Origin of the sequence: Photobacterium sp. WH24, from assembly GCF_019204055.1 — a bacterium.
Classification (GTDB): domain Bacteria; phylum Pseudomonadota; class Gammaproteobacteria; order Enterobacterales; family Vibrionaceae; genus Photobacterium; species Photobacterium arenosum.
Map to the genome: position 1 here is coordinate 140,319 of NZ_JAGSOZ010000004.1, position 23,561 is coordinate 163,879.

The 23,561-nt window shown below is 53.4% G+C and carries 19 protein-coding genes; 6 read left to right on the plus strand and 13 right to left on the minus strand.

The annotated features are described in order from the left end of the window. Window positions 1–201: 201 nt before the first annotated feature. The 3 genes from KCG43_RS06870 to KCG43_RS06880 all read right to left on the minus strand — a co-directional run bounded on the left by KCG43_RS06870 (window position 202) and on the right by KCG43_RS06880 (window position 3,002). Window positions 202–594 (minus strand): RidA family protein, encoded by a 393-nt coding sequence (locus tag KCG43_RS06870; protein WP_192014893.1) that lies wholly within the window; start codon window positions 592–594, stop codon window positions 202–204. A gap of 43 nt (window positions 595–637) precedes the next feature. Further along, window positions 638–2,077 (minus strand): amidohydrolase family protein, encoded by a 1,440-nt coding sequence (locus KCG43_RS06875; RefSeq protein ID WP_218384066.1) that lies wholly within the window; start codon window positions 2,075–2,077, stop codon window positions 638–640. A gap of 61 nt (window positions 2,078–2,138) precedes the next feature. Further along, on the minus strand, window positions 2,139–3,002 hold the full coding sequence (locus tag KCG43_RS06880; protein WP_192014891.1) for a MurR/RpiR family transcriptional regulator: 864 nt from the start codon (window positions 3,000–3,002) through the stop codon (window positions 2,139–2,141). A gap of 169 nt (window positions 3,003–3,171) precedes the next feature. Here KCG43_RS06880 and KCG43_RS06885 point away from each other — a divergent pair, with 169 nt between their 5' ends. Then, window positions 3,172–4,446, plus strand: a complete 1,275-nt coding sequence (locus tag KCG43_RS06885) for an amino acid deaminase (protein WP_218384067.1) — start codon at window positions 3,172–3,174, stop codon at window positions 4,444–4,446. Window positions 4,447–4,585: 139 nt separating this feature from the next. Here KCG43_RS06885 and KCG43_RS06890 read toward each other — a convergent pair whose 3' ends face one another. After that, on the minus strand, window positions 4,586–5,497 hold the full coding sequence (locus tag KCG43_RS06890; RefSeq protein WP_218384069.1) for a LysR family transcriptional regulator: 912 nt from the start codon (window positions 5,495–5,497) through the stop codon (window positions 4,586–4,588). Between the two features lie 113 nt (window positions 5,498–5,610). On the opposite strand from KCG43_RS06890, the gene KCG43_RS06895 reads away from it, so the two are divergent. The 3 genes from KCG43_RS06895 to KCG43_RS06905 all read left to right on the plus strand — a co-directional run bounded on the left by KCG43_RS06895 (window position 5,611) and on the right by KCG43_RS06905 (window position 7,347). Then, window positions 5,611–6,267 carry an alanine--tRNA ligase-related protein gene (locus tag KCG43_RS06895; RefSeq protein WP_192014888.1) on the plus strand — a complete coding sequence of 219 codons (657 nt, stop codon included), beginning with the start codon at window positions 5,611–5,613 and terminating at the stop codon, window positions 6,265–6,267. A 26-nt stretch (window positions 6,268–6,293) separates the two neighbouring features. Continuing rightward, the gene (locus KCG43_RS06900) at window positions 6,294–6,929 is read left to right on the plus strand and encodes a LysE family translocator (RefSeq protein WP_218384072.1); all 636 of its coding nucleotides are present in this window, start codon (window positions 6,294–6,296) and stop codon (window positions 6,927–6,929) included. A gap of 217 nt (window positions 6,930–7,146) precedes the next feature. Continuing rightward, a complete protein-coding gene (locus KCG43_RS06905; protein ID WP_027252583.1) occupies window positions 7,147–7,347 on the plus strand; it encodes a hypothetical protein in 201 nt (66 codons plus the stop codon). A 72-nt stretch (window positions 7,348–7,419) separates the two neighbouring features. On the opposite strand, the gene KCG43_RS06910 is transcribed toward KCG43_RS06905, so the two are convergent. From KCG43_RS06910 to amrS, 5 genes are all read right to left on the minus strand, one after another. Then, a complete protein-coding gene (locus KCG43_RS06910) occupies window positions 7,420–7,806 on the minus strand; it encodes a VOC family protein (RefSeq protein WP_218384073.1) in 387 nt (128 codons plus the stop codon). Further along, window positions 7,806–8,495: an MOSC domain-containing protein gene (locus tag KCG43_RS06915; protein ID WP_255557889.1), complete on the minus strand. Its 690-nt coding sequence runs from the start codon at window positions 8,493–8,495 to the stop codon at window positions 7,806–7,808. The genes KCG43_RS06910 and KCG43_RS06915 overlap by 1 nt, the downstream gene beginning before the upstream one ends. Further along, on the minus strand, window positions 8,492–8,944 hold the full coding sequence (locus KCG43_RS06920) for an OsmC family protein (RefSeq protein ID WP_218384074.1): 453 nt from the start codon (window positions 8,942–8,944) through the stop codon (window positions 8,492–8,494). Before KCG43_RS06920 ends, KCG43_RS06915 begins: the two co-directional genes overlap by 4 nt. Before the next feature lie 61 nt (window positions 8,945–9,005). Further along, window positions 9,006–9,305: a glutaredoxin domain-containing protein gene (locus tag KCG43_RS06925; protein WP_192014885.1), complete on the minus strand. Its 300-nt coding sequence runs from the start codon at window positions 9,303–9,305 to the stop codon at window positions 9,006–9,008. 99 nt (window positions 9,306–9,404) lie between these two features. After that, window positions 9,405–10,610: an AmmeMemoRadiSam system radical SAM enzyme gene (gene amrS, locus KCG43_RS06930; RefSeq protein ID WP_255557890.1), complete on the minus strand. Its 1,206-nt coding sequence runs from the start codon at window positions 10,608–10,610 to the stop codon at window positions 9,405–9,407. A gap of 99 nt (window positions 10,611–10,709) precedes the next feature. Here amrS and amrB point away from each other — a divergent pair, with 99 nt between their 5' ends. Further along, on the plus strand, window positions 10,710–11,513 hold the full coding sequence (gene amrB, locus KCG43_RS06935; protein ID WP_218384075.1) for an AmmeMemoRadiSam system protein B: 804 nt from the start codon (window positions 10,710–10,712) through the stop codon (window positions 11,511–11,513). Further along, window positions 11,467–12,081 (plus strand): AmmeMemoRadiSam system protein A, encoded by a 615-nt coding sequence (gene amrA, locus KCG43_RS06940; RefSeq protein ID WP_120510459.1) that lies wholly within the window; start codon window positions 11,467–11,469, stop codon window positions 12,079–12,081. Before amrB ends, amrA begins: the two co-directional genes overlap by 47 nt. A gap of 113 nt (window positions 12,082–12,194) precedes the next feature. Here the strand turns inward: amrA and KCG43_RS06945 are convergent, their stop codons facing one another. The 4 genes from KCG43_RS06945 to KCG43_RS06960 form a co-directional block, all read right to left on the minus strand. After that, the gene (locus tag KCG43_RS06945; RefSeq protein ID WP_218384076.1) at window positions 12,195–20,393 is read right to left on the minus strand and encodes a tandem-95 repeat protein; all 8,199 of its coding nucleotides are present in this window, start codon (window positions 20,391–20,393) and stop codon (window positions 12,195–12,197) included. Window positions 20,394–20,596: 203 nt separating this feature from the next. Further along, the gene (locus KCG43_RS06950; RefSeq protein WP_218384078.1) at window positions 20,597–21,673 is read right to left on the minus strand and encodes a TIGR03032 family protein; all 1,077 of its coding nucleotides are present in this window, start codon (window positions 21,671–21,673) and stop codon (window positions 20,597–20,599) included. A gap of 27 nt (window positions 21,674–21,700) precedes the next feature. Continuing rightward, window positions 21,701–22,234: an N-acetyltransferase gene (locus tag KCG43_RS06955; RefSeq protein ID WP_192014881.1), complete on the minus strand. Its 534-nt coding sequence runs from the start codon at window positions 22,232–22,234 to the stop codon at window positions 21,701–21,703. A 30-nt stretch (window positions 22,235–22,264) separates the two neighbouring features. Continuing rightward, window positions 22,265–23,527, minus strand: coding sequence for a S8 family serine peptidase (locus tag KCG43_RS06960; RefSeq protein ID WP_218384080.1), 1,263 nt, complete (start codon window positions 23,525–23,527; stop codon window positions 22,265–22,267). Between the last annotated feature and the right edge of the window lie 34 nt (window positions 23,528–23,561).

Here is a 23,561-nt window from a genome sequence, read left to right on the forward strand (position 1 = left end):
TCATTGCTTTTATTTGCTTGGGGATAAACCTGCTTGGTTATCCCATGTATTACTGAATTGAGCTTTCATTTCAGTAATTTGCTTTTTACGGGCTGGTGCATTGCCAGCCCTTTTTCTTTGTCTCTGTCTGATATATTCCAGCTCAGAGTGATTGTTTTTGCGATATTTCAGGCTTCAGCGTTTCCGATAAAGCTCAGCCAATTAACGGCGATCTTCACGGTAGCAAGTCACATCCACTTCGACTTTCACATCGACAACCAGATCGCACACCATGCAGATACGCGCCGGCGGATGCTCGCCAAAAAACTCTTTGAAGACTTTATTGAAAGACTGGAAATAGCGTGAATCGGTCAGCACCACTTTCACATGCACCACATCTTCCAGGCCGTAACCGGCTTCAGCCATGATATCGACACAGTTCTGAATCGCCAGACGCGACTGATCAACAATGCCGCCTTCAACCACTTCGCCGTCTGTCATCGGCGTCTGCCCGGACACATACAAAAATCCGCCCGCCTGAGTTGCACGTGCAAAAGGCAAATGCTGACCGCCGGTTCCTGTTCCGCCTTCTACGCCATAACGAATAATCGCCATATTTCTTCTCCAATAATGTTCACTGCTAAAAATTCGGTGTGAGTCAGGATTGTTGTCTGGTCAGAAAACGACCATGACGTTGCGGGCTGACCCGGCCCTGCCGGTAACTTATCTGTCCGTTCACCATCACCAGCTCAATGCCTTCTGCGGCGGCAATCGGGTTTTCGAAACTGGCCGCATCCTTAATGGTGTCCGGGTTAAACAGCACCAGATCAGCATGCGCGCCTTGCGCAATCACGCCGCGGTCTTGCAGGCCGAAACGCTTTGCCGACATGCCCGTCATTTTGTGTACCGCCTGCTCAAGAGAGAACAGCTTGCGCTCTCTGCTGTAATAACCCAGCACGCGGGGGAATGCGCCCCACAACCGCGGATGCGGGTGCGGATCATTGGGCAGACCGTCTGAACCCACCATGGTCAGGCGATACTTCAGTACACGCTCAACATCGGCTTCATCCATACAGTGATACACGGCACCGGCAGGTTGCAGGGCTTTGGCCGCCTCCATCAGCGGCAGGCCCATGTCATTGGCAATGTCTTTAAGCATGGTGCCCGCGTATTGCGGGTGCTTTTCAGTCCAGGTGATAAAGATGTCGATGTCGTCTGTGACCTGATTCAGATCCAGAGTTGATGAACTGGCGGAATACGGATAGCAATCGCAGGCAACATCCTGGCGCTGAGCGGCCGATTCCATTCGCTCCAGCACTTCGACCGTCCGTCCCCAGTTGCCGGCACCGGCACATTTAAGATGAGAAATCACCACAGGCACTTTGGCGTGCTGGCCGGTACGAAACGCTTCATCCATGGCATCAAGGATCTGTTCAAACTCAGTGCGCATGTGGGTGGTATAGATACCACCGAATGCCGCCAGTTCTTCCGCCAGCGCCATCACTTCCTGCGTTGGCGCCTGTTTAGCCGAGGCATAAGCCAGACCGGAGCTCAACCCTAACGCACCGTCTGCCATCGCCTGCTTTAACTGCGCTTTCATTGCAGAGATTTCCTGCTTGCTGGCAGCACGGTACAAGTCATCCATCACGTTATTACGCAAAGTGGTATGGCCGACCAGCGCCGCGACATTGACCGCCGGCTGCGCCTGACGTACGGCGTCTGCGTAAGCGGCAAATGTCGGGTACTTGAAGTCCTGTTGTTTGCCCAACAGGTTCATGGGATCTGGCGGATCCCCGGCCAGAGTCGCAGGAGAAGCACTGATACCACAGTTACCGACAATCACAGTGGTGACACCCTGGCTGATCTTCGGCTGGCAGTCGGGAAAACGAATGACATTGGTGTCGTCATGGGTATGGACATCAATGAAACCCGGAGACAGGGCCAGATGCTGACCATCAATGATCTGAGTTGCCTCACACCCAGCCAGATCACCAATGGCGGCAATGCGGCCATCCTTGATGGCCAGATCAGCCTGATACGCCTCGGCACCTGTGCCATCAACAATGGTGACATGGCGGAATGCGGTCTCAAAATGCATGCGTTTTCCTTCTCTTTGTATGCTTGGATACCACCATGCCGGGATACATCAGGCTGGCGGGCTAGTCTCCCAACGGCTGGCGATCATCGCCGCCCCTGTGGCTGTCTAACGCCAGTTTCAGCCGGCGCAGCCTGTCGCGGGAGCGACGCTTCTGGCTCAGTGCCAGTTCAGTCGACAGCACATCAATCAGTGCCATCATGGCGTACCGCGAGGCCGAGGGCTTATAAATGAAGTCGGTTTCATCCGTGACCAGCGGCAGCACCACATCACTGACCTTTGCCAGCGGTGAATCCGGTGCGGTTATGGCGATCACCTTCAGCCCGTACTGCTTGGCAATAGACGCCGGTTCAACCACTTCAGCCGTATAACCTGTGACTGACAGTGCTACCATCACATCTTTGCTGTCGGCCGTTGAAGCCACCATCCTGGCTAACAGACCATCGTTGTAAGCACTGACGGCAAAGCCAATGCGGAACAAGCGAAACTGCAGCTCCTGAGACAGGATGGTAGAGCCGCCCCCCATCCCGATTGACAACACCTGACGGGCATTAAGCAGCATTTCAACGGCTCGGGCGACATCCGCCTCGTTCACTATTTTGCGGTTGATGTTGATGACGTTCTTAATCGACTCATACACCCCCTGGATCCCCGATTCATCCGGGCTCTCATGGATGAATCTCTGTCCTACCGCCAGTGACTGGGCCAACTTCATTTTCAGGTCGCGCACATTTTTACAGCCCACCGCTTTGGCAAAGCGGGTGATAGTGGCTTCACTGACGCCGGCTTCTTCAGCCAGCTCTGTGATGCTGGCAGACGCTGCACCACTTAAATCGTCCATCACCAGGCGGGCGACTTTTTTTTCTGCTTCTCTTAATTGAGGGAAGCACTCTGTAATTCTGGACACTATGTCCACTTCAATGGTCACGGCTGCCTTTCCTCTATGGGGTGAATACTAGTAAGACGGGCGGTAACAAACAGTGAGAAACCGCACAATTCATCTCGCATTGTTTGATAGTTTCTAACATCAGGGATACTATCAACACGCCACAAGCCATACGTGGCAAGGCCTAAAGGCTATGTTAGGAGAATAACCAATGCCTCAAGCAAACAAAAAGCATGTTAGTAAATACCAAGAATTCGATCACAAAAACTTTCCTGCAGGCACCAAAGGTGTGTGGGTAGATGAAAAAAGTGACGGTCAATACAGCCTGATTAACGAGGAAATCTGCCTTCCTGCTGCCGTGATCCGGAAATCGGCTATCCACAATAACCTGAACTGGATGCAGCAGTTCGCCAATCATCATCAGGTGAAATTGTCGCCGCACGGTAAAACCACAATGACACCGGCGCTGTTTTCAGAGCAGCTGGAAGCCGGTGCCTGGGGAATTACTGTAGCCACTCCCGCTCAGGCCGAGACAGCGGCAATGGCGGGCGCCAGACATATTCTGATGGCCAATCAGTTAGTCGGCAAAGCCAACATGGCACTGATTGCCCGGCTGATGCGCCAGCACGGCGCACAATTCTATTGCTGTGTCGACTCCTGTGAAAACGCCGCTCAGCTGAGCCACTTCTTTTCAGATGCGTCTCTCACGCTGAATGTGCTGATTGAATACGGTGTACCTGGCGGGCGGTGCGGGTGCCGTAATCACGAAGAAGTGGAGACACTGGCCGGTTTCATTCAAGCCGCCAAAGGTCTGACTTTGCACGGGCTGGAGGTTTACGAAGGTGTAATCCACGGCGCGGATGCTGAAGATAAGATCCGGTTATTTCTGCGCGATGCCGTGATGCTGGTCGAGCAACTGGCCGAGAAAAAACTGATCACAGTCGACAGCCCGATTGTCACAGGGGCAGGTTCTGCCTGGTACGACATTGTGGCAGATGAATTTTCATCCCATTCGCACTTAAATGCCATCATACGTCCGGGTTGTTATCTGATCCACGACACAGGTATTTATCAGGATGCTCAGCAGCAGGTCATGTCCCGGGCAAAACACAATCAGGGCTACGCCTGTGAACTGGGCGGCGATCTGGAGTCTGCCCTTGAACTGTGGGCCTATGTATTGTCTGTGCCTGAAGCCTGCAAAGCTGTGATCGGCATGGGTAAACGGGATGTGGCTTTTGATGCCGGGCTGCCCCTTGTCGAGCGCGGATTCCGCGACGGCCAGCCGCTGAATGTGCAGGGACTGGAAGCCACCGCGATCATGGATCAGCATACCTTTGTCAATGTGCCAGCCGATTGCGATCTGAAAGTCGGAGATATTCTGGTGTTCTCGACCTCACACCCCTGCCTGACCTTCGACAAATGGCGTTATATCTGTGTGGCTGACGACACAGATTGCGTCACTCACTTAGTCGATACCCGCTTCTGATTTCTGTTTCTTATGCCTGCCTCAGGTTATAACGCCGCAGCCATCCTCAGGATGGCTGTTTTTACGTCACACCTGCGCCGATGCCATGCTGTGTCGATGCCATGTCTGTATCGAAAATAGAAGACGCGTCAGCAAGCACTCACCTGCCTAGCTTACCCACAATATAGTCGGCAAACAGGCTGACTTTGGCCGGAATATGGCGCGTTGCCGGGTACAGCATCCACAAATCGCCTGTGTAAGCGGTTTCAAATTCCCAGTCCGGCAAGACCTGTATGATGCTGCCATTGGCGATGCCAGCTTCTGCCACAAACACCGGCAGACTGGCTATGCCTATACCCTGCTCCGCCGCTTCCAGCCGCACACGGGAATGGTTAGCCCGGTAGCGGCCGGTAACAGGCACGGTCAAGCGACTTTCGCCCTGCCTGAAGCGCCATTTTGAGTCTGCATCGTTTTCGCCCAGCGAAATACAGCTGTGCTGCGCCAGCGTTTTGGGGTGGGTCGGCGTCCCTCTGAGACTGAGATATTCCGGAGACGCGCAAAGTACATGATCAATCGGCATCAGGCTGCGCCCTATCAGTCCCTGTGGCGGCTGGCGGGTTATTCTGAACAGGATATCAATCTCCTGCTCAATCAGATCCAGCGCCTGATCATCCAGCACCAGATGCACATCTATGTCCGGATACAGACTGAGAAATTCCGCGACATAAGGATGAATCAGCGAATGCGCAACGGCTTTGGGCGCGGCCACTTTCACCACACCGCGGGCAGAGCTGTCCTGGCTTTCGCAAAGTGCTAACACCTCTCTTGCGGTGTCATCCAGTTGCAAACAACGCTCGTACACTGTCCGGCCAGTTTCACTCAACCGCAGTTTGCGTGTGGTGCGCTGCAACAAGCACACCCCCAGTTGCTGCTCCAACTGCTTGATGGAACGACTGACCGCAGAAGGCGACACGCCCAGCAACCTGGCGGACTCGGAAAAGCTGCCGGTTTTCACCACAGACACAAAAATCGCCATATCCTGCATTAAGCCAATGTGTTTGTTACCGCTCATGCCGCCTCTGATTAATGCGCTCTGCGCAAAAGTTATTTGAATTGATGATGGATTATCATGTAGTACAGCCACTATTACAATGGATGACAGACAAGCGGACAGGGAAGCACAACATGACAACACAAGCCTTATACCTGGATTCACATGCCCTTCACTGTGAGGCCGAGTTACTCGCCTGCTATCAGGAAGGCGAACACTGGATTGCCGTGCTGGACAAAACCGTCTTTCATCCGCAAGGCGGTGGCCAGCCCGGCGACACAGGCCGCATTACCACCCATTGCGGTGAACGGGCGCAGGTACTGCACACCAAAAAAGCAGATGACATTATTCAGCATGTGATCAGCCAGCCGCTGCCAACCGGCACAGTCACTATTGCTATGGATAAAGAACCCAGAAATACCCACAGCATACTACACAGTCTGGGTCACCTGATTGGCAATATCGGGCAGCAGAATGGCTGGCAGCCCGAAAAAGCACATCACTGGCCTAACGAGTGCCGGGTCGAATTCTCGCCCCGTGATCATGTGGTCGAGCTGGACGAACACACCCTATTACAGCACCTGACCCGCCTGATTGCGGCCGATCTGCCCATGCGCTCGCACACAAAACCGGATGGTACACGTTGGGTTGCCTTCGGTGATCTGATGGCATGGCCCTGCGGCGGCACCCATGTCGCGACCACCAGCGAGATCCCGGCGAATATCCAGGTTTCAACCAAGCTGAAAAAAGGTAAGCTTCAGGTTCGCTATCAGATTGCTGATAGGGGCTGAGTCTAACAAGCATAAGGATATTGCTGATGTTAAGTGAATACTGGCCTGAATTTATTTCTCTGGCGCTGATCCATTTTATGGCCGTTGTCGCCCCCGGTCCCGATTTTGTCATGACAGTACGCCAGAGCCTCAGGTTTGGCCGCCGACACGGTATAGTGACCGCCTTCGGCATTGGCGCGGGGCTTTCCGTTCACGTGCTCTATACCTTGCTTGGCATCAGCGCCATTATGCACACCTCAGAGTGGCTATTGATCGCCGCCAAACTGCTGGGCGCCGCGTACCTTGTGTATCTCGGTGTGCAATTATGCCGCAGCAAACCGGCCACCAGTGACGCCCCGGCAGTCGATGCCACACCAGAATCCGGCCATCAGACCCTGCGTCGCGCGTTTGGCATAGGTTTTCTGACCAATGCCACCAACCCAAAAGCCACGCTGTTTTTTCTGGCCATTATCACCAATGTGGTCAGCCTGGATACGCCACTGGCTATTCAGATTTTCTATGGTGTCTGGATGTGTGCCATTACCGCCTTGTGGTTTGTTCTGGTCAGCCTGTTGTTTTCCGCCGAAAAAGCCCGGCTGTGGTTTCACCGCCAGATGCACATCATTGAGCGCACTTTAGGCGTGGTCCTGATTGCCTTCGCGGCAAGACTGGCCTTCGTGTGAAAAGCGGCAGACAAACAATCCCTTAGTATTTAACCCCTGATTACATCCTGCGGGATTACACTCGCGGTCAGAAGGTGTATCATTCGCCCCGAAATAACGACCAATCCGGCTAATATGCCGGTTGGTATTAGACGTGCAGTTCGTCCGTTACTGGCTGTCAGCCGGGAAGGCCAACAACAAGCATGCATACACCTTGGGCTCATAAAAGAGGATTGATATGGCGTTTATTGATTTCGTCCAGGCAGGTCTGTTCAGTCTGGGCGTGCTGGCCGTTGCTCTGGCGGGAGGCTGTTTATTCAGCATGCTGACCGTTCAAAAAGAAGAAGTAGATTGTATCGTTGAAAAGCGCGTCGAATACGGCGTTTTTGGCGGGGCTTGTATTATTTTTGCCAGCCTGATTGGCTATGCCCTGTCGTAATCATCTGCAAACTGCGTGACAAGACAACGGGCTACCTGCGTAGCCCGTGCTTAAGCACTGAAAAACGCCCCTTCATTCGCCTTGATACAGCTCTAGCGGCAAACCATCCGGATCACTGAAAAACGTAAAGGCTTTTCCTGTCAGTTCGTCAATACGAACCGGTTCAGTCGCAATGCCCTGCTCATTGAGCCATAGTGCCACGGCCTCTACCGATTCAACGGCAAACGCAAGGTGCCTGAGCCCCTGAGCTTCAGGATAACTCGGCCTGGGCGGAGCGTCGGGAAAAGAGAACAGCTCAATCTGACTGCCGTCCGGCAGGGCTAAGTCGAGCTTCCAGGACTGACGGGCTTCACGGTAATGTTCAGAGACGATATCCAGCCCGAGCAGATCAACGTAAAACGCTTTCGATCTGGCATAGTCAGAACAGATGATCGCTGTATGATGGATCCCTTTCAACATCAGCCCGCTCCGTTGAGGCGGAAATGCCAGTTTTCAAGCTCACCGGTATTCAGGCGTATCTCAACCGTGTTGCGCCAGCTGACCGACAGCGCCTCACACTCTAGCAGCATGCGCAGTTTGTCCAGATTCATCGGGTCATTAAAATACCAATCCAGCACGCGTTTCACCGTGAACCTGTCTTCTCCTTGCTTGATCAGCACCAAAGGTTCATCGCTGCTGACATATCCCGGTGTGATCACCCGGTACAGCCAGCCGCAACGTCCTGTCTGCTGCATAACTTCAGAGAACTCCGGCAATTCCCAGCGACGGCTGAGCTTAAAGCAAGGAGAGCGGGGCTGGCTGATTTCTATCACCGCCTCGCCCCACTGATAGCGATCACCCAGCCGCACATTCTCTTCCGTCATTCCCTGGGTGCTGATGTTCTCTCCCACCCCGGGCGCCGGCCAGTCACGGTCCGGGAACTGCTGCTGCCAGAACGCATAATGTTCCAGCGGATACTGATGCAGTGCTCTTTCTGTGCCGCCATGAAATTTGGGCTCTGCGCATTCATCCCCGTCCAGTCCGGTTGCTGAGAGGTACAGTTTGCCGCTGACCGCCTGCTTGGCCATTGCGGTCCTGATGCCGTATCTCTGCGCCACATTACCGCTGTACAGGCCTGCCAGTGATATGGCCGTATCGAGCTGAATCAATGACTGAACTCCTTTCCATTCAGCCGGACTGTGGTATTCAGGCTGTTAGCAATAAAACAGTTGTCGTGCGCTTTCTGGTGCATTTTTTCCAGCACCTCAGGTGATACCTCTGCGCCATCCACAAATGTGATGACAGGATTGAGATCGATAGCGGCCACTTTGGTTTTTCCGGCGTCGTTCTTACCCAGTTCAGCCGTGACATTGTCCTGATAGCTGGCAACCGGCAATCGTTTGAGGTGAGCAATGGCCAGGAAAGTCAGCATGTGGCAGGAAGACAAAGCCGCCATCAGGCCTTCTTCCGGGTTGACTTTATCGGCACTGCCTTTGAAATCCGGCGCCGACGAAGCATTGAGAGATTGCCCGCTGCCAAACTGGATCTGATGATCCCGGCTGAATTCTTCACCCGGCTGACTGTTACCCTGCCAGGCGACTTTGACGTTAAAACTCATACCGACCTCCTACTGAATGGTTAATCAATAAAGAAAAGGCCCCCAACGGGAGCCTTACCTATCACAATTCGAAATCACCAAGCGCATCGGCTTCAACCTGCCGCTCTAAAAAAGCGACCAGATCATCGTGACCCCCGATATATTTACCGTCCAGGATGATTTGCGGCACAGTGCGTACTGTGGTATTCGCCACTTGCTCGATAAAAGCAATCATCTCGGTTTTTTCCAAATTCTGCCCCAGTACCAGGGTTGTGTAGTCAGTACCGCGATCATCCAGGATAGCTTTTGCTCTCACACAGTAAGGACAGTTTGGTTGGGTAATGACCAGATTCTGAAACTGGTGTAATTCTTCAATAGTCATGCGGACGTTCTCTGTTTGGTACCGGGGAAAAACGGTAAGATAATGCAAAGCGGCACAGGAGTAAAATCTCACTGCCCGGCTTGCTGGTTTTATCCGCTTTCAGGCACGAATTTGGATTGGAATCCTTCTGCGACCAAAGCTGCCATGGTAAGCCGTAAACCGTCCTGCCAGATGAAAACCGCAATGCTGGCAGCAGCCGTTCTCGGTCAGGGAGTAATCGCCCAGAGCATACCAGTTGCGTGAAATCACCCGCTGTCCGCAACCCGGGCAATAGGTGCTGTCACCAGCCTGATCGAAAATATTACCGACATAGACATAACGAAGACCAGCCTCCAGCGCAATCCGTCTGGCCTGCAGGACAGTGGCAGGCGGTGTCGGCGGCGTATCCATCATTTTAAAATCAGGATGAAAGGCACTGAAGTGTAAAGGCACATCCGGGCCAAGGTTGTCCATCAGCCAGCGGGACATCGCTGCAATTTCGGCCGGGCTGTCATTCTCGCCCGGAATCAGCAAAGTGGTAATTTCAAACCACACACGGGTTTCGTGGCGAAGGTATAACAGAGTATCGAGCACAGGGGCCAGATGGCCGCTACAGATTTTATGATAAAAGTGCTCAGTGAAGGCTTTCAGATCGATATTCGCGGCATCCATCTGGCGGTAGAACGCCTGCCGGGGGGCATCACAAATATAGCCCGCACTCACCGCCACGCTGTGGATACCATGAGCATGGCAGGCTTGCGCGCAATCCATGGCGTACTCCATGAAAATAACAGGATCGTTGTAGGTGAAGGCTATAGAATCACAGCCGTACGCCTTGGCCGCCCGGGCAATCTGCTCCGGCATGGCCGTTGCGCCTAAAGTATCGATTTCACGCGATTTGCTGATGCTCCAGTTCTGACAAAATTTACAGCCCAGATTGCAGCCCGCCGTACCGAACGACAACACTGAGCTGCCGGGATAGAAATGATTCAGCGGCTTTTTCTCAATAGGATCGATACAAAAACCGCTCGAACGCCCATAACTGGTCAGCACTATCTGACCATGTTCCGCCATGCGTACAAAGCAGGCGCCGCGCTTACCCTCGCGCAACCGGCAGTGCCGCGGGCAAACGTCACACACCACACGGCCATCATCCAGCTGATGCCAGAATTCGGTTGGCCAGCTTTCAGCTGAGCCGTTTCCTTTTACAATCTGCACTGTCGGTGCCGGTGTTCGTTGTGCCATGGCGGTGATTTCTGTCCGGTTGGGTTGCTGACAATGGTCCGGTAGCTGTTCTGGTAACAGTTCTGGTAACAGTCCGGTCATTATTCCTTCCTATACTTAACTATAGTTGGTGGCGCTCTGTTCTTGCCTGCAAGCAGTGCGTCGCCTTGTTGCAGTAATTACCAAGACAAAGGCCAGACAATGACCATTCGCGCTCCCGCCGTGGCTGGACGGTTTTATCAGGCTTCACCGCTCGGGCTAAGAAAACAGATTCAGCAATGGTTTGCTGAACCCTGTGACGCTGAGCTGATGCCAAGGGCGCTGATCGTGCCGCACGCGGGCTATATGTTCTCCGGAAAAGTGGCGGCCAGTGCTTTTCGCTGGCTGAAAAAAACGCACAGCCCGTATCGCAAAGTCATTTTGATTGGCCCCAGTCATCATTATGCGTTTGACGGTTGTGCCCTGCCTGCTGACCAGTATTTCGCCACACCGTTAGGTGAAGTCAAAATCGACTTACAAGGTGTTGAAAAGCTGTCGCATTTGAATGATATTGAGTTATCAGATCACATACACGAACTGGAGCATTGCCTGGAAGTACAGCTACCCTTCCTGCAAAGCTGCCTTTCTGCGTTTACCCTGCTGCCTATTCTGACCAGCCGCATTGCACCATCCCGGCTGGCACAGATTATCGATCCCCTGTGGCAGGACGACACCCTGCTGGTGATCAGCAGTGATCTGAGCCATTACCACCCCTATGCAGATGCACAGGATATCGATCATCGCACACTGAAAGTGATCGAAACGTTCGACCCCAGTCTGACACCGCAACAAGCCTGCGGCTCGACCGGGATCAACACCTTGTTATTACTGGCGAAGCAAAGAGGCTATTTCTTAACACAAATAGAATACAAAAACTCCGGCGATACAGAAGCCGGAGATAAGGAGAGAGTCGTTGGATATGTCAGTTACCTCGTGTCCGCCACCACCAAAACCGGCCCTGAATAAAGGGGAAATGACCCAACTGCTGGATATTGCCAGAGAGGCCATTCGCAGCCATTTCTCTGAAGCACTGCCGCGACCACCACAACTGGATTTATACAACCGCAAATTGCTCGCCAATGGCGCATGTTTTGTCACCCTGGAAGTCGACGGCGAACTGCAGGGCTGCCTGGGGACAGTGACCGCCAATGAGCCTCTGGTACTTGAAGTGCATAATAAAGCCAGAGACAGCGCCTATCAGGACAGACGCTTCATGCCGCTGACCGAAGAGCAGCTCAGCAGCCTGACCATAGAGATTTCTGTGCTTTCCGATCCTAAACTGCTGCAGGTCGATTCCGAAGAAGCGCTCATCGCCTATCTTGAAGAGCACAAAGTGGGGGTGATCCTGACTGAGCACCATTCGCAGGCGGTCTTTTTACCCCAGGTATGGGATAAACTGGCCTCACCGGCTGCCTTTATCAAAGCACTGAAGCAAAAAGCAGGCTGGCCGATCAACCACTGGTCACCCAATGTCAGAGTGAAAACCTTCACCACGACACAAATCAAAGGGAAGTATTTTTCCCAGTTCGTATAAACGGCCCTTGCCAAACGGATACCACGCCCGATGCTGACACATACCAGCATCGGGTTTATCTGGAACTGATTTACCTGGCAATATTTTACCTGATTATAATTTCTGGCTACGGCCTACTGACCAAACTGGTAACTCAGTGTCAATGTGACCTGGCTGACATCGTTGATATCAATGAAATAACGATTGAATTTCCCTCCGACCCGCCATGCCGGAGTGATGCGATAATCCAACCCGGCGGTCAGATACGGATCGACCCCCCAGTCAGATGAGCTGATTGTCTGCCCCTGAAACGTACTGCTGTAATCTGCTTCCCAGCGGTAAACACCGCCACCGATTAAAAACCGAAAATCATTATCAGACACCACAGGATAACGTATGTCCAGCGCCACCCCCGAGGTCAGCACAGGCGTAGCCTTAACCACACTCTGATGATAGCCATCAGACACAGCACTAGCTGGTTTGAGTGTGGCCTTGCCGTCCCCCTGATCCAAATAACGGGCCGTCAGTAACCAGTGATGACGGGTTTCATAGCCCACACCCAGTGACACAGCCGTATCACTGTCATCTTGTGAAACAAGGGTATCCGCAGGCTGAGTATGTCGCTCACTGGCTTCACTCACGCCCAACTCAGCATCGACAAACCAGGCTGCCTGGCTGTTGAAGCTGATCAGCGCCAATACCAGCACAAGCAGCCGTCCGCCCCAGCGCCGCATGACTCCCAGACCGCCGAGTAATACCAGCATCAGGGCAGTGACAGTCCCTCCTGCCCGGTTTTTCACCACCATGCCTTCACTGAGTGTTGTGGTAACGCGTGCCTGAGCGCTGGCCTCCAGGCCGGTCGCATCCTGAATGTGATAGGTAATGATACTCTCTCCTTCATAACCTGCTTCGGGCGTAAATGTCAGGCTCTGATCTGTGTTTATCGTCACCGATCCTCGGTTTGCCACTGCAGCCACCACTGTCAGACTGTCACCGTCTGCATCTGTGTCATTATCCAGCACAGCAATGACCACGGCCGTTTTATCATCAGTCTGAACAATATCGTTCACCGCAACCGGGTAATCGCTGTTCAGCACTGTCACTTTAGCTTGTGCAATAGCTGTACCGCCTGTCCCGTCTGAAATGCTGTAACTGATGGTCGCGACACCGTAAAAACCATCGGGGGCAGCATAGTGGATCTGATTAGACGTCAGATTCACAACGCCAAAATCCACCGACGCTGCCATCACAGACAAGGGATCATTGTTGGCATCTGTATCATTGGCCAGCACATCTATCATTGTGTTCCCGTTCCGATTAAGCAATACAGCGTCATCCACCGCCGATGGCGACAGATTAGCACTCAGCGGTACGCCAACACCGCCCGGATCCATGACACTGCCATTGGCCAGGCCGTCATCATCATTCGGGCCACCGTCTTGTATGGTTAGCTGCACGCACCAGTGCCCTTCCTGTAATCCTGCCCGCCACTGGCTATCACCCGGAGGCGGACAGTAACCCGCTTCCCCCTGAGCAGATGACACAAAGTTTTGCGCATCTGTGACAAAATTTTTCCAGCCCTGACTCTCAGTGAATTTACGATAAACCGCGTTTGCCGGTATGGGTAAGCGTTGCGGCAGTACCACCTGATAACTCTGACCAACTGTCGGTAAACCATGAGCAATAAAGTCAAACACACCGCCAGTATTTTTGACCTCGGCATCTGGCGGGATTTCACTGTCCAACAGCTGTACGCCTCCCATCTGATTAGCTGCAACCGTCGCGCCTTTGCGCAAACACACACCTGGGTCGCCTTCCAGCAGATAGCGGCCAGATACCAAGGCCTGCTCTTGTATGACGTTACAGTCTGCCGCCATATCCAGATAATCCGGGATGCCGTCGTTATCAGAGTCAATGTAGCCTTCCAGGTCGTCAGGCAGCAGATCGCCATCGCTGTCCTCACCGCCTAACTGCGGCAACTGAGCAACGGCCTCCAGATAAATATGTTTAATCACAGACTGAACAGGTGTACCGTTATCCGTAACAGTCAGTTTAAGGCTGTACACACCCTGCGACAGCGCACCCGGCACAAAGATAAAGTGTTCATCATCTGTGCTGATATTGGCTATCGCACTGTCACTGGCTTCCCACAAATAGTTATGGTTGTCTGCACTGTTCACATCTGTGACTTGTGCACTCACAGTAACCTGACCGCCAGAGGTAGACACAATGTGCCGGGAGTCACCATCCTGAGTAATCTCAGTGCTCACCCTTGGTGCTAAATTCTCTTCAGAGATAGTCAGTGTGTAATCTGACTTACTGCCAAGATTCAACGTGGGTGATAAAGTGACTTCCAGTGTCTCCGGCCCTTCGGGCATACCATCGTTCAGCACATCGAACTCAATCGTAGCACTAGTGCCTTGCTCAATCTCAATCACACCGTCAAGCAAGGTGTGATCACCCGCATCACTGCTGCCTGACACGGTATAAGGAATAGTTACCGGGTAATCAGGCGCAGGACCGTTGAGGTGAACGCTGATACTATGCGTCGTCCCTTCTGTGGTGTGGTCATCTTTAGAGAGTGTGATCAATGGATGCAGAACAACCTGCTGGCTGGCCTGGGTCTCATTGCCTTGCGCATCCACCGCCCGCCAGTAAACTGTATGTATTCCCGGCTTAAAGACAGGTACCTGATCAACCAGAGAGACAGCCAGTGGCCGGCCTTGGCTGTCTTTGGCTTTGGCTACGCCCAGGTTCACTCTGGTAAACAGACCGGTTGCGTTCAGCTCAATATCAACTGGCGGTTGAATCGTCGGAGGCTGGCTGACCGCCGACTCAATAACCACTGTCACCTGACCAATGTGCTGGCCCCCTCCACCATCACTGGCTCCATATTTCAGAGAAAACGTGCCCTGCTGTGTAGTGGTCAGAACTGCCTGACCATTTTGTATGGTGGCTGTCCCTTTCACCGCCGTCACCCAGAGCAGGTTCAGCAGATCCTGATCGATATCCGTGTCGTTACTCAGCACATCCAGTACATAACGGCCCGACGCGCTGGCTTTAAAGTGATACGAATCAGAAACAATCACTGGCTGATCATTCACCGGTGTCACAGCAAGCGAAACAGTATAAATACCGGATAGCGCTTCGCCGTCTGTAACCTGATAACTGAAGCTGTCGACACCGTTAAAGTCGGCATGTGGTGTATACAACCAGCTGCTGCCCTGCGCACTCAGGTTACCGTGCTGCGGCGGATTACCCACCAGCAGACCCAGTGCTGTGCTGTCGACATCTGTCATGGCCGGGGCAATACTCAGGCTGGTATCTTCGGCCAGAGTAAGCGTCAGGTTTTCCCCTTGCGGTGCATCGTTGACATTAATCACACTGATACTGAAGGCTGCCAGAGAGGCCGATTCACTGCCGTCGCTGACGCTGATAACAATGCCGCTGCTGCTGCCGACATGGCTGTTATCCGGTATGCCGGACAGCTCACCTGTCTGCGTATTAAAGCTGGCCCAAACCGGCTTGTTCTCAATGCTGAAGGTCAGCGTATCCGCATCCATATCGGATGCCTGAGGAGTAAAGCTGTACTGAGTGTCTTCAGACACCTGATCCTGAGGCTGCCCGCTGATAACTGGCGCATCGTTAACGTTGTTGACTGTCAGGGTGAACGGCGGCAGCGCTGCGGTTTTATCGCCATCAGTAACGCTGATCACTATGTTGCTGACACTACCGACGGCGCCATTATCTGGTACGCCATACAAACGTCCGGTCTGGGTATCGAAACTCGCCCAGTCAGGCAGATTAGTAATACTGAAGATCAGACCATCGCTTTCTACGTCCGCAGCCACCGGCTGGAACTCGTAGTTCTGGTCCTGATCGACGTTAAGCACTGGCGTACCGCTGATGGTCGGCGCATCATTGACCGTCTCGATCGTCACCGACACAGTGGCTGTATTGGAAACGTCAGCCTCGTTATCAGAAATGGTGTAGCTGAAACTGTCAGTGCCGGATTGATCCGTATCCGGGGTATAGCGCAAGCTACCGTTCCCCAGATCCAGCACCTGACCCAGCTGAGGCGGCGTCAGCACCTGAATGGAGCTCAGATCCAGCGTCCCGTCCAGATCGCTGTCATTACCGCTGACCGCGATATCAACCGGGGTGTCCTCCTGCGTCGTCGCCTGATCGGCATTGGCCACCGGCGCATCATTCACGGCCTGTACCGTCATGGTCACAGTCGCAATATTGGATTCAGCACCCAGATCGTCGCTCACTTTATAAGTGAACTGATCCTCACCGCTGAAATTCGCTGCCGGGGTATAGACCACCGCACCATTGCTTTCAACGGTCACGCTGCCCTCGCCAGGTTGGGTGTCAATCGTCAGTGTTCCGGCCTGAATCGTGCCGTCAATATCCTGATCATTCCCCAGCACATTCACCGTATGAGGCGTATCTTCCAGCAGCGTAGCGGTATCATCCGCGACCACAGGCGCATCGTTGACGCTGGACACCGTGACAGACACCGTTGCTGGCTGGGAGGTCGCCCCCAGGTCGTCCTGCACCACATAGGTGAAGCTGTCGCTGCCGAAGTAATTCGCGTTAGGGGTATAGGTCACCCGTCCATTCGCATCAATGCTGGTCTGCCCGTGCTGGGGCTGAGTGATCACCTGGAGCGTACTGGCATTGAGTGAACCGTCGATATCACTGTCATTGGCCAGCACATCAATCACACCACTTTCATCCTCATTCGTTGCCAGACCATCCGCCACCGTGATCGGGGCATCATTCACCCCTGCCACGTTCACCGTCACCTGAGCGGTATTGGACACCAGCCCAGTGCTGTCCTGTACGGTGTAACTCAGGGTATCCGTACCCACATAATTCGCGCCCGGCTGATAGTGAATCTTGCCGTTCTCAACCGTCGTGGCACCATGGGTCGGCTGTGTTACCACAGTCAGAGAAGCTGCGTTCAGCGTATCCCCTGTATCCACATCGCTGTCGTTCGCCAGCACATCCAGCACCACCAATGTATCTTCATCTGTGCTGCCGACATCAGCCGTTGCCACCGGCGCATCAGCGACAGGTGTCACTGTCACGGTGACTGTCGCCGGAGAAGAGACAGCGCCGTAGATATCCTGAACCTGATAGGTCAAGGTGTCTGTCCCGGCGAAATTCGCATCCGGCGTATACGTTATGGTGCCTGTCCCGGTATTGATGCTGGTGGCACCATGCAAAGGTGCTGTCACGACGGTGACACTGGCTGCATTCAGGCTACTGTCTGCATCGCTGTCGTTCGATAGCACATCAATCGCAATCAGGTTATCTTCCGAAACAGAGACCACATCGTCGGCTGCAACCGGTGCGGCGTTGGCAATGGTGAAGTTATAGACCGAATCACCGCTGATACCGGCAAAGGCATTGCCCGCCATATCGGTTAACGCATCGTTCGTCATAGTGACGTAGTAAGCATGTGTCGGTGTGAAAGTGGTACTCGGATCCACCACCAGCTGATTGCCAGAAATGCTCACCTCGGAATCAGACATCGCGTATGTCACCAGCGTTGTTGCATCCGTGGCATCAATAAGACTCAGTGTGCCTGAGGAATGTCCTATCTGTATGTCTTCGCTGAACGTCAGTGTCAGACTGGTATTTCGGCTGACATCTGTGGCATCATCAGCCGGGCTGAGTGCGCTGATATACGGCGCGATGCCGTCATAGCTCACCGCCAACTGAATCGCAGCCAGATTTCCGTTGCCATTCGGATCAGTAAATTGGCCACTGGCGATATCCAGCGTGATATTCCCGTCGGTGACCGGCGTCAGAGTCGCGCTAAAGCTGCTCCCACTTCCGTTAAAACCCGACAAGGTCCCGCCACTGACCGCAATATCCGTCGCTTCAAAATCTGTACTCTCTTCGGTCAATGTAAAGGTGATGTTCGCAGTTTCACCCTGCTTCAGCACGGATTTGTCCGAGTTGATGGTCACACTTGGCAGAACAGTATCCACACTGATTGCCAACTGAGAAGCGGCTGTGTTCGCGTTCCCTGCGGCGTCGGTAAAGACACCCGCGGCCACATTCACCGTCGCGCCAGCCGTACTATTCGCGTCAGGTGTAAAGGTCGCACTGTAGCTGGCGCCACTGCCGGTGAAATTCGTCAGCGCCCCCCCGGAAACAATCACATCTCCGGCGGAAAAATCGCTGCTGCTTTCGCTCAGCGTAAAGGTCAGGGCCGCGGTTTCGCCCTGCTTCAAAGCTGTTTTATCGCTGGAGAAATTCACCGTCGGCTGAACCGTATCCACTGCAATACTGAGTTGCGTTGCCGCCGTATTACCGTTCCCTGCGGCGTCGGTAAACTGACTGGCTGACACGTTGACTGTTCCACTGGTGGCATTCACGGCGGGTGTGTAAGTAGCGGTATAGACCATGCCGCTGCCGCTAAAGTTCGACAGGGTGCCTCCGGCAGTTGTGACATCAGCGGAAGCAAAGTCAGCACTGCTTTCACTCAATGTGAAAGTCAGCGTCGCGCTTTCTCCGGCTTTCAGGGCTTGCTTATCGCTGGTCATCGCCACGGTTGGCCGCGCGGTATCAACCGTAATCGACACTTGCGTGGCCGCTGTATTGGCGTTCCCTGCAGCATCGGTAAAGATACCGGCAGGTAAATCCAGGGTTGCTGTGGTTTCTGTGTCCGGATCGGGCGTAAAGATCGCAGAGTAATTCAGTCCAACGCCTGTGAAATTAGACAGAGAACCACCGGAAACAACAACATCAGACACAATAAAATTAGAACTGATCTCACTGAGCGTGACTGATATCAGTGACGTTTCTCCGGATCTCAATGTGTTTTTGCTGCTGGTAAAACCTGAGATGCCGGGCTGAAGCGTATCCAGCGTTGCAGTATTCGTCACGGCTGAAGCCGTATTCCCTGCGCTATCCGAGAGCGTGGCAGATAACGTCAGCAAACCGTCGGACAAACCACTCAGATTCAGTCCCGTGACAGACTGGGCTGCATTGCTGATCGACCCCGATCCGGTCACGTTCGATCCGCCACCACTGGAACTGATGGTATAAGCGAAATCGGTGCCTACCTCCGCAGAGGCAAAGGTAAAAGATGCCGCAGCCACATCGGCACTGGTGTAAAACAGCTGACCAAAGACGACGCTTTGCCCGGTCGGCGCAACCTGATCAATGGTGACATTCAGGGCGGAAGATGCCGGACTGTCATTGATCCCATCCGTCGCCGTGGCCGTGAATGCATGCGTGACGTTCGATGCCAGAGCGCTGGTGGTGATGATCCAGTTCCCTCCGATGGCAGTCGCTGAGCCGATCTCTGCTCCCACTGACTGGTTACTGAAAAGCTTCACTGTACTGCCGGCTTCCGCAGTACCAGTAAAGGTCAGCGTGGTGAGATTCGTGAGGTTATCACTGTTGGAAGTACCGCTGTCTGATCCCGAGGACAAATCCGGTGTGGAAGGTGCCGGAGGTGCGACATCATCTGCCACGGTAACCGGGAAGGTTTTTTGAAAGGTCGTCGTGCCATCGTAAGTCTGTATACAAACGTTGTAGTTCCCTGCCGACAAAGCACTCCCGGTTTCCAGTGTCGCACTATTGATTTGAAACTGGCTGTTCGCTGCATCTGAGGTACAACTGCCGGACGCACTGTTCCCTTGCGAAACCAGCGAATAACTGTGGGTGTCCCCGCTGTCTGCATCTGTCGTCGACAAGGTGCCCACATCGGTGCCAAATGCCGTCACAGACTGATTGATGCTGGTTGACGTCAGGCTGATATTTGTCGGCGCACTGTTGGATGGCCCTCCATTACAATCCGCATCCGTTGAACAGGAGTGGCCGTTTGAAATCGGACCATCGTAACAATACCCAAAATAACATTCCCAGGCTGCTGTCATGGCTTCACCGCTGCGACCATCCGCTCGGCTTCCCGGCCCGGCTGACAAGGGGGAGAGTTCCCCAACAACCCGCTTCGCAGTCTGAACGCCGTTTTTGAGGTGTTGGGTTTGTGCCAGAAAACTATCCAGATCAAAATTCTGTTCGTCTGAGTGCTGAGACTCAGGCTGTGCATCATCCGGTGCAGGATTTGGGAACTCGCGTGATAACGTCTGAATTTTCGATGGCATTCCGGATACGTCGGTTCCGGCATAGACTGGCATGAAAATCAAGGGACTGGCAGCCAACCCGATCGCCAGGGAAACCACCCAGCGGGTGGGCTCTTTTTTTACCGACGCAATCGAATCACAGAATGGGAGCACTTCATCCGTCCGTGTGAAGTGCTGACGCGTCGCACGGGCTAATCGCGACAAGATCAGGTCGTTCGTCATACTCTGCCTGCAAGTTTATGATGCAAAAGGTGCGGTTCACCCGGCGACTTCCCGACACCGGATAAAACCTCCACACAAAAAATAAAAAAATTAATGCAACTCGTAGCAATTGAAACAGAGCTTTGACAATGTGCAAGCAGATGCTCTCAAAAATATGACATATAAGAATATTTTACTATGCAATAAACTGCTATTGCTTTCATTCAGAGTATAAATAGATCCGACAATTCCACTGATTCAGCATCCACAATCCATGGCGTCGTGCTGCCTTTCAGCACTTCGACATCATAAATCTGATTTAAATCGCCGGAAAACGTGAGGTTTGCGATCACTTCACCACTTCGCAGATCCAGCACCACCACACCCGAAGACAAGGGTTCCCGCAACTGATGTAAGGGCATGTCTGCATGCCGCGCTGAGCCATCTTTCGGGCGACGCACCACAGACAAACCGACGAAGGCCACATCCCCCATCAGCGATAATCCCCGCGTGAACCCATTCAGTTCCGCCACCAGCTCCAGATCCGTCCGAGAGGCCGGAAGCCGATCTTCCAGGCAGCGCCACAACCGTCCGGTACCGGATTCACAAAAGTACAGATAACCGTCATGAATACGGGGAGAATGCGGCAGACACAAGCCGGTCACCACAGGCTGATGCGTCGTAACAGACATAATTTCTCCGCTAAAACTGCTCGCTTGGCGCCAGCTGTAAGGGCTGTTTACTTGCGAGAAATACGACACATATGCCGGACGTCCATCTTTCATTGCCAGTCCATTCAAATGGCACCGATCTTCAGGCACCAATTCAGAAATAAAAGGTGGCATCCAGACCACCTCAAAACTTTTTCCGTCGGTCGGTTTGGCAATGCAATTAAAACGGGTATTCACCATGTACAGACCATCCGTGCCCCAGGCCATATCATGCGTATTCAGATGCCCGGTAACGGTCGAGCCGCAAGGCGAATAGACAGCATCTTTCCCGGCAACAATGTGCGTTGACTCACCCACAAGAGCGGCGGGGTCAACCCGCCGGTAATCCCAGATTTGCTGATACGACGCCAGCGATAAGCGTTGCTGATCGTCACTCAGTGCAATCCCCAGTAATCTGGGCTGGCGGACATGTTCAACGACAAGCGACTCTCCGCACCCTCGGATGACAAACAGGCAGTCAAGATTATGCGCACTCACCAGCAGGCTACAGCGCATTGCATTCAGCAGCAGTGGAAACCGCGCACAGCTGCTCATCACATAATTCAAGGTATTATCGTCACTCGCATTCATGGATAACTTCCGCAGAGAAACACAGGATCACGTCGGCATACCGGCATACAGCGGCTGGACACTGGGCGGATACCAGATCATCCGCTCATAAGGCGGTTCAATCCGGGTGACACTAAATCCCAGCCGGAGGTAAAGTTGCCGGGCATGCTGATTGATTTGCTGAACCGACAATGTCATCGGCGCTTTCAACTGGTTCGCGGAATACATAAAGGAACGGATCACCGCTTCTCCCAGCCCGTGCCCTCTGGCCTGTCGGGTAAACACGATATCGATCAGATGAACCTGATCCTGCGAGAAGTCCAGCACAGCGCGGCCAACCGGCGACTGATGATATTCAATGATAAAGTACAGCGCGTTGGGGAACTGTTCCCCGTAGCCCTGATTCATCGCCTGAAACTGCATGTCGATTAAGGATTCGATGAAATCTTGCTCGCCCTCGATCAGTCGCAAGTCATCCCGGCGCTCTCGATGGAGCTTTTCGAGAAAGATCCGATCCGTCGCCGACGAATTGGATGGGCGAACATGCAACCCGCCCGGTAATTTCAAATCCTGTTTGTCCATCTTGTTCACATCCTTGTTATCGAAACCGGATCAATGCTGTGCAGAACGCTGAAAGTGCTGCATCAGGCCTTGCGCATCAAACACAGGCTGGCTGTATTGACGCACAAGCCGGTGTAAGTCCGCGGCGGTCAGTGCAGGCTGCTCACTCAGTACCGCGGCCAGAACGCCGGCTACGGCAGTGGCCGCCGCCGATGTGTTCGAAAATGTCAGACTGTACCGGCCTGTCTCCTGTGAAAAAGTCAGATAAGGCACGGGAACCTGAGTCGCGATCGGTTCGCCGATCACAGGCCAGACAGTGCCCTGACTTTCGGCATTGACTGTCAGAACCTGTGGCTGAGCTGCCAGTGAGAAGCTCTGATTCAGGTTCTCTCTGAAATTTCCTGCCGCAGCAATCAGAAGCGTTCCTTTCCCTTGTCGGCCATTTTCAGCCACAAACGTCAGTGCATCAGACAAGGCCTGCTGGGTCAGAGGTAAAGTCCACGCGGCCAATATCAAGTCAGCCTGGCTGAGATAGGCCAATTGCAAAGCAACCAGAATATCTGACGTCCAGTTAGTATCCCGGCGCAGCAGCACTGCATCAGCCGCAAAGGCCAGTCCTTGAGTGTCCGGGTGCCTTGACCAAAGGGTCGCCAGTGTTGCATCACCATGGAACGAATCATAGCCATTCACTGCAATTTCACTGGGTTCCAGCGGCAAAGGGCGACGTTGATCAATATCGTAATGCAGTTTTGGTAAAAAAGGCTGCAAAGCCGGATCAGCCAGGCCGAATGCACTGTCGATCACAGCGAGAGTCACCTCTGCACCCGGTGTTGCGGGCCATTGTTCAATGCTCAGCTGCTGACGGACAGGTTTCGGAGGGGGCATGGGTAACCGCCCTGTTTCACCGCCCTGCGTCCCCAGACGAATTTGCAGCAGATCCGGTTCAGCCATCACAATCCCTGGTAAGCTTTGTAATTGCTGCACCAGCGCAAGCGATGCCAGTGGACTTTGTGTCTCCATCACAGACCAATAATACGCCTCCAACTCAAACACAACCGCCGAACTGACAATCAGATGGTGACGTAAGTTGGCCAACTTCAGCGCTTTTTCATGCTTTACTAACACCCGCGTCCCGACTTGCAGGGCTTTGGTTCCCAACCATGGATGAATGTATACCGGAGCACCGGTCGCTTGTGGAAGGAAGCGGAATTGGACGTTTTTCTCCTGCACCCGAAGGGTTAAAGATTCCGGCCAAACCTGGGTCTGCGCCAACGCAGTAAAGGTCAGCGCAATGACATAGAACATCAGCTTCATGAACAACCTGAATCACTGAAACTGCTGTTCAGGC